11 protein-coding genes are annotated in these 9,054 nt (G+C 69.3%); 5 read left to right on the forward strand and 6 right to left on the reverse strand.

Features of this window, described 5'->3' with window-relative positions:
• Nucleotides 1–66: 66 nt before the first annotated feature.
• From MKL20_RS29560 to MKL20_RS29580, 5 genes are all read left to right on the forward strand, one after another.
• Nucleotides 67–588, forward strand: coding sequence for a hypothetical protein (locus tag MKL20_RS29560; RefSeq protein WP_244039684.1), 522 nt, complete (start codon nucleotides 67–69; stop codon nucleotides 586–588).
• Nucleotides 589–672: 84 nt separating this feature from the next.
• A complete protein-coding gene (locus tag MKL20_RS29565) occupies nucleotides 673–1,452 on the forward strand; it encodes a lysophospholipid acyltransferase family protein (RefSeq protein ID WP_244039685.1) in 780 nt (259 codons plus the stop codon).
• Nucleotides 1,453–1,604: 152 nt separating this feature from the next.
• On the forward strand, nucleotides 1,605–2,051 hold the full coding sequence (locus MKL20_RS29570; protein ID WP_244039686.1) for a hypothetical protein: 447 nt from the start codon (nucleotides 1,605–1,607) through the stop codon (nucleotides 2,049–2,051).
• Between the two features lie 152 nt (nucleotides 2,052–2,203).
• Nucleotides 2,204–3,313, forward strand: a complete 1,110-nt coding sequence (locus MKL20_RS29575) for a DUF2125 domain-containing protein (RefSeq protein WP_244039687.1) — start codon at nucleotides 2,204–2,206, stop codon at nucleotides 3,311–3,313.
• An 18-nt stretch (nucleotides 3,314–3,331) separates the two neighbouring features.
• A complete protein-coding gene (locus MKL20_RS29580; RefSeq protein WP_244039688.1) occupies nucleotides 3,332–3,991 on the forward strand; it encodes a phosphoribosylanthranilate isomerase in 660 nt (219 codons plus the stop codon).
• Between the two features lie 10 nt (nucleotides 3,992–4,001).
• Here MKL20_RS29580 and MKL20_RS29585 read toward each other — a convergent pair whose 3' ends face one another.
• The 6 genes from MKL20_RS29585 to rpsA all read right to left on the reverse strand — a co-directional run bounded on the left by MKL20_RS29585 (nucleotide 4,002) and on the right by rpsA (nucleotide 8,566).
• On the reverse strand, nucleotides 4,002–4,373 hold the full coding sequence (locus MKL20_RS29585) for a LapA family protein (RefSeq protein ID WP_244039689.1): 372 nt from the start codon (nucleotides 4,371–4,373) through the stop codon (nucleotides 4,002–4,004).
• Nucleotides 4,374–4,392: 19 nt separating this feature from the next.
• Entirely contained in the window at nucleotides 4,393–4,704 is a 312-nt protein-coding gene (locus MKL20_RS29590; protein ID WP_007559930.1) for an integration host factor subunit beta, read from the reverse strand.
• Nucleotides 4,705–4,754: 50 nt separating this feature from the next.
• A complete protein-coding gene (sppA, locus tag MKL20_RS29595) occupies nucleotides 4,755–5,717 on the reverse strand; it encodes a signal peptide peptidase SppA (RefSeq protein WP_243970191.1) in 963 nt (320 codons plus the stop codon).
• A gap of 279 nt (nucleotides 5,718–5,996) precedes the next feature.
• Entirely contained in the window at nucleotides 5,997–6,422 is a 426-nt protein-coding gene (locus MKL20_RS29600; protein ID WP_244039690.1) for a type II toxin-antitoxin system VapC family toxin, read from the reverse strand.
• Complete coding sequence (locus MKL20_RS29605) at nucleotides 6,419–6,676, reverse strand: FitA-like ribbon-helix-helix domain-containing protein (RefSeq protein ID WP_244039691.1); 258 nt, start codon at nucleotides 6,674–6,676, stop codon at nucleotides 6,419–6,421. Before MKL20_RS29605 ends, MKL20_RS29600 begins: the two co-directional genes overlap by 4 nt.
• 177 nt (nucleotides 6,677–6,853) lie before the next feature.
• Entirely contained in the window at nucleotides 6,854–8,566 is a 1,713-nt protein-coding gene (rpsA, locus tag MKL20_RS29610; RefSeq protein ID WP_007559924.1) for a 30S ribosomal protein S1, read from the reverse strand.
• Nucleotides 8,567–9,054: the final 488 nt, after the last annotated feature.

A 9,054-nucleotide genomic window follows, 5' to 3' on the forward strand; every position in this document is an offset into this window, starting at 1 on the left:
GACCGTGACCGGTTGGGCGCGGCTTCGTTTTGCGAAGGCCTGCCGACTTCGGTGTAGAAGCTTGCCATGCACGTCCTCGGCCGCCTCTTCCTCGGAGCCTTCGCTCTCCTGCTCGCCGTACCGGTCGGCGCCGCGATCCTCGTGCTGGCACTCTTGGTCGATCCGACCGCCAATGCCTGGCTCACCGGCGGGGCGCTCGCGGGCGTCGATATGGCGCTCTCCGACCTGTCCGCCGGGCTCCCGCCCGAGGGGCTGGTCATCCTGATTGCCGGTCTCGCCCAGGCACTGTTCGTCCTGCTGTTCGTGCCCCCCGCCCTGGTCGGTTTCGCCGGCGAGGTTTTTTCGCGCCGCGGCCTGCTCTGGTACGGTGCCGGAGGCGGCCTTCTGACTGCCGCCTTCCCCTGGCTCGCCCGCGGCGCCGCGCGTCCGGAGGCAAGCCCGGGGCTTCTCGCTGCCGAGGCGCGGCTGACGCTGATCCTGTTCGTCGTCGGCGCCAGCGCCGGCCTGGTCTACTGGCTGGTCGCCGGGCGCAGCGCCGGGTTCTCGCGAACCGATCAACGAGCCGATCAACATGCCGCAGGCGCATGAGCGGTTGGTCCGGTGTCGGACCGTCCGCGCTTGGCCGCGGGCGCCTCTGCGCGGTAGAGGAAAGCCGTCACGAAGCGGATTCCGATGCTCGCCCTGCGCTCCCTCGCCTTCAACGTCTGCTTCTACGCGGTGACGACGCTGCTGGCGCTCGGTGGCCTGCCCACGCTGGTCTCCCGCCGCGCGGTGCTGCGGCTGGCCCGGCTCTGGGGCCGGATGACCCTCTGGCTGCTGCGCATGGTCGCCGGCATGCGGGTCGAGTTCCGCGGCCTGGAGAACATCCCGAAGGGGCCGCTGCTGATCGCGGCCAAGCACCAGTCCGCCCTAGAGACCCTGGCGCTCTGCACGGTGTTCCCGGAATTCGCTTATATCCTCAAGCGCGAGCTGCTGCTGATCCCGCTGATCGGCTGGTACCTGTCCCGCAGCGGAATGGTGGCGATCGACCGGTCGAAGGGCGCCCGGGCGATGAGCCTGATGAACGCGGCCGCGGCCGACGCTATCCGGGATGGCCGCCAGCTCATCATCTTCCCCGAGGGGACCCGCCGCGCGGTCGGGGCTCCGCCAGCCTATAAGCAGGGCCTGTCGCATCTCTACACGGCGTTGAACGTACCGTGCCTGCCGGTGGCGCTGAACACCGGCGCGTTCTGGGCTCGCAACAGCCTCATCCGCCGACCCGGCACGGCCGTGATCCACTTCCTCAAGCCGATCCCCCCGGGGTTGGGCCGCCAGGAATTCCAGGCGCTGGCTCAGGACCGTCTGGAGGCGGCCTCGAACGCCCTTCTGGAAGGCGGCCTGAAGGGTTTCGCGTCTGAGAGCGCTTCGTCATCGGCCACGGAAGCGCCGGCCGGCGCCGCACCGCGCCGCTGAGTTTTTTCGGAGCCGCAGCGGCCGTTTTCGCGGGCTGCCGCATCGCCCGGCACCTATAGCGGCTGCTTGTGGATAACTCGCCCCATCACCACATTCCTCCTCAGGAACGTTGTGCTTGACGCCTGTGGATATCGCGCGGTAGGTTGGAACAAATGGCGAACAGAAGAGCCCTGTCCTGGTCGGCCGCGCTTCGCGACCTGAAGGACGATCGCACGCGGAGACAGGATGTGCGTGAAGAACGCCTCAAGACCACGGCCGGCCTGCGCGGCACGCCGGCCCTCCCTCTCTCGGCCTGGCGCGGGCATTCGGGCCGGCGCTACGTGGTCGGGGTCCATTCGGCCGGCGCCTTCGACCTCGACGAGATGGCGGAGGCCGTGGTGATCGCCGTGCGGCGCGACGAGACCGGCATCGCCGAGATGGTCTCGGTGGCGACCTCGAAGGAGAGCCCGCGCGACCATCTCCGGCGGACCTGGCTCGACCGGGTGCGGAGCAGCGGCGCCACCGAGCTGCACGTGCATCGCCTCGCCGAGGGCGAAGCCGAGCGGGCGGCGATCGTCAGCGACCTGCAGTTCGACACGATCGCGCCGGCCCAGGTCTGATCCTGATCTGACCCGGACATCGGGTCTCTGGAGGCGGATCGGTCGCCGCGCGGTCGATCAATCCCGACGTTGCCCCAGTTTTGCCCCGTGCATGGCCTCAAGGCGGGGCCTGCAAGCCCCTGGATCGGGGCGGATGGTGGGGAGCGGGACGCATGACGCAGGATCGGACGCGAGCAGACAGCGACGCGCAGGCTTCGCTGGCGCGGACCGCGCGGCGTCTCCGGCTCGGGCTGTTCCTGCCCTACATCGTCCTCGCGCTGATCGTGGTCGCCTGGTCGGCCGGCTGGTTCTGGATCCGGGGTCGCGCGGCGACCGAAATCGATGGCTGGATCGCCCGCGAGGCGGCGGCCGGCCGTACCTGGACCTGTGCCGACCGGTCGCTGACCGGCTACCCGTTCCGGATCGAGCTGCGCTGCAGCGCCGTGACCCTCGACCGATCCGACGGCCGGTTCCGCCTCGGCCCGTCGACCGCGGTGGCACAGGTCTACCAGCCGCGCTTGGTGCTGTTCGAGAGTGCGGGCCCCTTCCATGTCGAGCAGGGCGCGCTGACCGGCGACGCCACCTGGAGCAAGCTCCAGGGCAGCGTCCACGGCGAATCGGAGGGATTCACGCGGGCCTCCCTGGTGGTGGACGGCCCGAACGTCACCGTCACCGGCGCCGACCCGGGGCCGATCGCGGTGGCCGGCCAGCATCTCGAGCTGCATGCGCGGCCGACCCCCGGCCGCTTCGACTCCGAGGGCGCGGTCGATGTGAGCCTGCGGCTCGCCCAGGCTGCGGTGCCGCAGCTCGACGCGCTCACCGGCAACCCCGCCCCCGCCGACCTGTCGCTCGACGCCACCGTGACCCAGGCGACCGTCCTGCGCACCGGGCCGGTGCCGCGGGAACTCGAGCGCTGGCGCCGGGCCGGCGGCACCCTCGATTTGACGGCCCTGTCGCTGGCCAAGGGCGCCCAGCGCGTCCAGGCGAAGGGCGCGCTCGCCCTCGACGAGGCGCACCGCCCGGTCGGGCAGCTCGACCTGCGGGCGGCCGGGGTCGATGCCTTGATCGGCAGCATCGTCGGCCAGCGCTTCGGATCCGAGAAGGGTGCGCTGGTCGGACAGCTCGTCGGCGGCCTCCTGGGCCTGGGCCGGCGGCCCGAACCGGAGGATGGGTCGGCGGATGCGGCGCCGCTTAAATCCCTGCCGCCGCTGAAGCTCGTGAACGGGCGGATCGTTTTCAGCGGGTTCCCGATCCCGAACCTCTACCTGCCGGTCCTGTACTAGATCGGCTACAAGGCGCCCATGTCAGCCCCGATCCCTCCAGCCCGCGTCAAGATCTGTGGGCTCAGCACGCCGGAAACCCTCGAAGCCGCTTTGACGGCCGGCGCGGATTGGATCGGGCTCGTGCATTTCCCGCGCAGTCCGCGCCACGTCGATTTCAAAGCGGCTTCGACATTAGCTGCGCAGGTGCGCGGTCGGGCCGAACGCGTCGTCCTGCTGGTCGACCCGGACGACGCTTTGGTGCGGGCGGCGGTCGCGTCCGTGGATCCGGACCTAATCCAGCTGCACGGGCGCGAGAGCCCCGAGCGGGTGGCGGCGATCCGCACGCTCGCAGGCCGGCCGGTGATGAAGGCGATCGGCGTGGCGGCCCGGGCCGACCTTGAAGCGATCCCGGCCTATGCCGGGGTGGCCGACCGGATTCTGCTGGACGCTAAGGCGCCGGCCGGGGCGGCGCATCCGGGAGGTAACGGTCACAGCTTCGACTGGTCGATCCTGGCTGATGCCGAACTGCCGCCCGGCACCATGCTGTCCGGCGGGTTGGACGCCGGCAATGTCGGCGCGGCGTTGATCCGCACCGGGCTCTGCGCCGTGGATGTGTCCTCGGGGGTTGAATCGGCGCCCGGCTTAAAAGATCCGGACAGGATCGCGGCCTTCGTGGCCGCGGTGCGGGCGGCCCGCTGAACCTGTCCGCTCAGCGCGGCGCCGGCAATGCGGTCCGGGTGGTGTTAGGCACCGTGTAGGCGGCCCCCTGCGTCTCGCTCTCAGGCGCGTAGGCGCGCAGGCGGCTCGCTTCGCGCTCGTAGCGCGTGGCTTCGCGGCGATGGTAGCGCACGTTCGCCCGGGTCTTGCCCTGGCCGAGCCAAGTGAACACGCCGCCGACCACGATGCCCAGAGCCACCGCGCCGAACAGGATCGCGTAGAGCGGCAGGTCGACGCTGAACACCGGAGCGTCCGCGTTGAACGGGTCGAAGGACAGCGGGACCGGTGCCCGGTTGGCGACCGCCAGCAGGATCACCAGAGCGGCGATCGGCAGCAGCACGAGGCTCTTCAGGAAACGGATCATCGCGCTCTAAGACCTCTTCCTACTCGGCGGCCGACGCGCTCTCGCCGATGCCCGCGGCGTTGAGGCGCTGGCGCATCTCCTTCCCGGTCTTGAACACGGGAATCGCCTTCTCGGACACGGCAACGGCCGCGCCGGTGCGTGGGTTGCGTCCCTTGCGCGCTTCCCGACGCTTCACCGAGAAGGCGCCGAAGCCGCGCAGCTCGACCCGGTCGCCCCGGGCCAGTGCGTCCGAGATGGTGTCGAGGATCGCGTTGACCAGGATCTCGACGTCGCGCTGGTAGAGATGCGGGTTCTGCTCGGCGATCTTGAGGACGAGCTCCGACTTGATCATGGCGTCTGGTCTTCTCGGGGGATCGGGGCGGGCTTCGGGTGCGAGGGCGCTCAGGGTTCCGGGCGCCACAGGACGAGGAGGCCACCGCCCGCGGTCTCGGCTTGGCTGCCGACGGCCCGCAGCCGCCCGGCGAGCCCGTCGAGGCCCAGGAGGTCCGCGCCGATGCCGGCGGCCGACCAGAGCGAGAAATCGCTGTCCTTGCTGGGCTTCCAGTCCTTGATCGGCAGGTCCTTCGGCACGCCCCGGTTCGCCTCCAGCCAGGCCACGGCCTGGCGCTCGCCGCCGAGCTCGTCCACCAGCTTCAGGGGTACGCTCTGGCGGCCGCTGAACACCCGCCCGTCCGAGACGGCGGTGAGCTGGCCAGCATCCATGCCCCGGCGCTCGGCCACCAAGCCCTTGAACCAGGCATAGGTGTCGCCGACCACGGCCGCGAGAGCGGCGCGCGCCTCCGGGGTTGTCGGGGTGAAGCCCGAGGGCTCGGCCTTGAGCGGCGAGGATTTTACCGACTCGACCTTGACCCCGACCTTGTCGAGCAGGCCCGAAAGGTCCGGATACTGGAACAGCACGCCGATCGAGCCGACCAGGCTGGTCTCGCGGGCGACGATGTGATCGGCCGCGATGGCGGTAATGTAGGCGCCCGAGGCGGCGGTGCCGTCCACGAAGGCCACGATCGGCTTCTTGGCGGCGAGCGCCCGCAGGTTGCGGAAGATCTCTTCCGAGCCCGTGGTGGTGCCCCCCGGCGAGTTGATCGAGACGACCACGCCCTTCACGGCGTCGGAGTCGCCGACCCGCTGCATCAGCTTGGCGGTCGACTCGCTGCCGGCGATGAAGCCCGAGACGGAGATGCGGGCGATCTGCGGGCGCACCGCGAAGGCGCCGTCGGCGCCGGCCCGGACCCGGTAACCGAGGGCGCCCACCGCCACGATCAGGCCGCCGATCCCGAGCACCCGCCACAGGGACAGCCTGCGGCGCAGGCGCCGACGGTCGATCAGCAGTTCGGCGTCGGCTGCCATGCGGTCGCTTCCCTTCGCCTCCCCGGATCGGCCCCGTGACGGGGTGCGGGGGCGAGGCCCCGCGCCGGGCAAGTCCTTGGTTTCCTTTGCCTCGCGCGGCCGGAGCCGCCCGAGGCCGGTGTTCTAGAGCATTTTCCGCGGGCCTGGATATGGGCCGCGCGAAGAAAATGCGGCGCCCCCGCCTTGGCCTACAGCGTGGTTCGTCTTTAGGCGCCCCGCGGGGTGGTCATCACGGGCCGCAACCTGTCGCGTCGGACCGCAAATCCCGGCCTGTTCGCGTCATGGCACCCCATCCCAGGGATTGATGACGGTCAGTCCGGCTGCCTCGAACGGACCGATGTCGCGGGTGGCGACCATCATGCCGCGTGCGGCGGCCGTCGCTGCGATGTAGCCGTCCGCCCTGCCGATGGCTCTGCCGGCGGCCCGCGCCCGCGCCATCAGGTCGGCATAGGCCTGAGAGGCGCCCAAATCGAAGGACAGGATTCGCCCCGAGAAAGCGGGCAGGACGTCGCGTTCCAGACGCTCCTGATAGATCCTGCGCCGTTTGCCATCCGGCATCGTCGCCAGGCCGAAGCGCAGTTCGGCCACGGTGATCGTGGATAGGTAGAGGGTCTCGACCATCTGCGCATCGATCCAGGCGACCGCCTTGGGATTCGGCTCAGCCTTCCACGGCTCGAACATCACGTCGGTATCGAGGACGATCATTCGAAGCGCATCGGCTCAGCCGGTGTCTGATCGCGCAAATCCTCGAAGTGCTCCGCTTCGGCCTCGGTCATCCCGCCGGCGTCGCGCGCGATGGACGCCAGGAGCGACCCGAGCTTCAGACGGCCCTCAGGCTTGGCGGCCTGCTCCAGAATGCTGCGGATCTCCGCTTCGGTGCTGCGACCGTGCAGAGCGGCCCGCGCACGCAGGGCGCGATGCACTGCGTCAGGAACATTGCGGATCGTGATGGACGGCATCGAACCAAACCCCGAAGCCCACCGTGATTGCATTCCATCATAATGCAATCACGAAGCGCGATCGAGCGGGCTCAAAGCCAACACGAAAAAACCCGCGCGGGACGGGTGTCCCGCGCGGGTTTTTTGGATCGATCCGAAGCCGCCGCCCGGCTGCGCCGGGCGGCGAGACCGTCGGTCTCACTCGTCGTCGGTGCGGGCCTTCTTGAAGGCGGCGCCGAGGATGTCGCCGAGCGAGGCGCCGGAATCGGCGGAGCCGAACTGGGCCATCGCTTCCTTCTCCTCGGCCACTTCCAAAGCCTTGATCGAGACCTGGACGCGGTGGGCCTTGCGGTCGAACTGCACGACCCGGGCATCGAACTTCTCGCCGGCGGCGAAACGCTCGGGGCGCTGGTCGCCGCGGTCGCGGGCGAGTTCGGCGCGGCGGACGAAGGTGGTCATGTCGGTGTCGACGATCTTCACCTCGACGCCCGAATCCTTCACCTCGACGACTTCGCAGGTGACGATCTGACCCTTCTTGATCTCGCCGGCCTCGGCGAAGGGGTCACCGCCGAGCTGCTTCACGCCCAGCGAGATCCGCTCCTTCTCGACGTCGACGTCGAGAACCTGGGCGCGGACCATGTCGCCCTTCTTGAACTCCTCGATGACCTGCTCGCCGGGACGGTTCCAGTCGAGATCCGACAGGTGGACCATGCCGTCGACATCGCCCTCGAGGCCGATGAACAGGCCGAACTCGGTCTTGTTCTTGACCTCGCCCTCGACCTCGGAGCCGACCGGGTGCTTCTCGGAGAAGGCCTCCCAGGGGTTCTGCAGGGTCTGCTTGAGGCCGAGCGAGATGCGGCGCTTGACCGGATCGACTTCCAGGATCTGAACCTCGACCTCCTGAGAGGTGGAGACGATCTTGCCCGGATGGACGTTCTTCTTGGTCCAGCTCATCTCGGAGACGTGGATCAGGCCCTCGATCCCCGGCTCCAGCTCCACGAAGGCGCCGTAATCGGTGATGTTGGTCACGCGGCCCTTGAGCTTGGCGCCCTCCGGGTAGCGGGCGGCGATGCCCTCCCACGGATCGGCGAGCAGCTGCTTAATGCCGAGCGAGATGCGGTGCGTCTCGTGGTTGATCTTGATGATCTTGACCTTGACCGTCTGGCCGATGGTCACGACCTCGGACGGATGGTTCACGCGGCGCCACGCCATGTCGGTGACGTGCAGCAGGCCGTCGATGCCGCCGAGATCGACGAAGGCGCCGTACTCGGTGATGTTCTTGACGACGCCGTCGATGACCTGACCTTCCTCGAGGTTGGCCACCAGCTCCGAGCGCTGCTCGGCGCGGCTCTCTTCGAGCACAGTCCGGCGCGACACGACGATGTTGCCGCGGCGACGATCCATCTTGAGGATCTGGAACGGCTGCGGGGTGCCGAGCAGCGGGGTGACGTCGCGGACCGGGCGGATATCGACCTGCGAGCGCGGCAGGAACGCCACGGCGCCGTCGAGGTCGACGGTGTAGCCGCCCTTGACCTGGTTGAAGATCGTGCCGGTGACGCGGTCGTTGTTCTCGAACGACTTTTCGAGCTTGACCCAGCTCTCCTCGCGGCGGGCCTTGTCGCGCGAGATGACGGCTTCGCCGAGCGCGTTCTCAATCCGGTCGACGTAGACCTCGACCTCGTCGCCGACCTTCAGCTCGCCTTCGCGGCCCGGGCCGGTGAATTCCTTGAGTGCGACACGGCCTTCCGTCTTGGCGCCGATGTCGATGACGGCCACGTCCTTCTCGATCGCGACGACGCGACCCTTGACGACGGACCCTTCGGTGATCTCGTGTTCGAGGAAGCTTTCCTCGAGGAGGGCGGCGAAATCATCGCGGCTCGGGCCACGCCCCAGAGCGGTACCTGCGGACATTCTCTCTCCTGAACGGCCTCCAGCGGAGGCCCGTTGCGTCGGCGGCTCGCGTTGCACGCACCCCCGGTTCGCCGCGGCCGCTCCCGAAAACCTTGGGGGAGAGGCGACCGGTCCCGCGGGATCCGGCTTGCCGACGCGTCGATACGGATGACGAGGGCGATCCAGCCGGCGACGCGGCGGGCACACGAAATCGAGCGCGCGCGAGCGGAATCGGGAGGACGCGCGCTCCATACAGCATCGGCTTAACGACTTCAACCGAGGGGGTTTCTCGGCGTGGGGCGGGACTTGGGGGGCGTGATGTCAGGACGGGCCGGCTTGGCGAACTGCCGATACGGTTTTCGACCAAGCGCTCCGCGTTCCCTGGGCTCTTGTGTTGACGCCAACGGATTTGCTCCGATGCCGAATGCGGCGCGGGTCCCCTCGCCCCGCTCGCGGGGAGAGGCCCGCACGGACCTCGTCGTCCGTGCGGGAAGCGCAGGCGAAGCCGG

Source organism: Methylobacterium sp. E-066 (genome assembly GCF_022829635.1).
Lineage (GTDB): Bacteria > Pseudomonadota > Alphaproteobacteria > Rhizobiales > Beijerinckiaceae > Methylobacterium.

Bases quoted from the DNA above. Each gene is read 5' to 3' on its own strand.
- MKL20_RS29560 (WP_244039684.1), top strand. From the start codon at position 67: ATGCACGTCCTCGGCCGCCTCTTCCTCGGAGCCTTCGCTCTCCTGCTC.
- MKL20_RS29565 (WP_244039685.1), top strand. From the start codon at position 673: ATGCTCGCCCTGCGCTCCCTCGCCTTCAACGTCTGCTTCTACGCGGTG.
- MKL20_RS29570 (WP_244039686.1), top strand. From the start codon at position 1,605: ATGGCGAACAGAAGAGCCCTGTCCTGGTCGGCCGCGCTTCGCGACCTG.
- MKL20_RS29575 (WP_244039687.1), top strand. From the start codon at position 2,204: ATGACGCAGGATCGGACGCGAGCAGACAGCGACGCGCAGGCTTCGCTG.
- MKL20_RS29580 (WP_244039688.1), top strand. From the start codon at position 3,332: ATGTCAGCCCCGATCCCTCCAGCCCGCGTCAAGATCTGTGGGCTCAGC.
- MKL20_RS29585 (WP_244039689.1), bottom strand. From the start codon at position 4,373: ATGATCCGTTTCCTGAAGAGCCTCGTGCTGCTGCCGATCGCCGCTCTG.
- MKL20_RS29590 (WP_007559930.1), bottom strand. From the start codon at position 4,704: ATGATCAAGTCGGAGCTCGTCCTCAAGATCGCCGAGCAGAACCCGCAT.
- sppA (WP_243970191.1), bottom strand. From the start codon at position 5,717: ATGGCAGCCGACGCCGAACTGCTGATCGACCGTCGGCGCCTGCGCCGC.
- MKL20_RS29600 (WP_244039690.1), bottom strand. From the start codon at position 6,422: ATGATCGTCCTCGATACCGACGTGATGTTCGAGCCGTGGAAGGCTGAG.
- MKL20_RS29605 (WP_244039691.1), bottom strand. From the start codon at position 6,676: ATGCCGTCCATCACGATCCGCAATGTTCCTGACGCAGTGCATCGCGCC.
- rpsA (WP_007559924.1), bottom strand. From the start codon at position 8,566: ATGTCCGCAGGTACCGCTCTGGGGCGTGGCCCGAGCCGCGATGATTTC.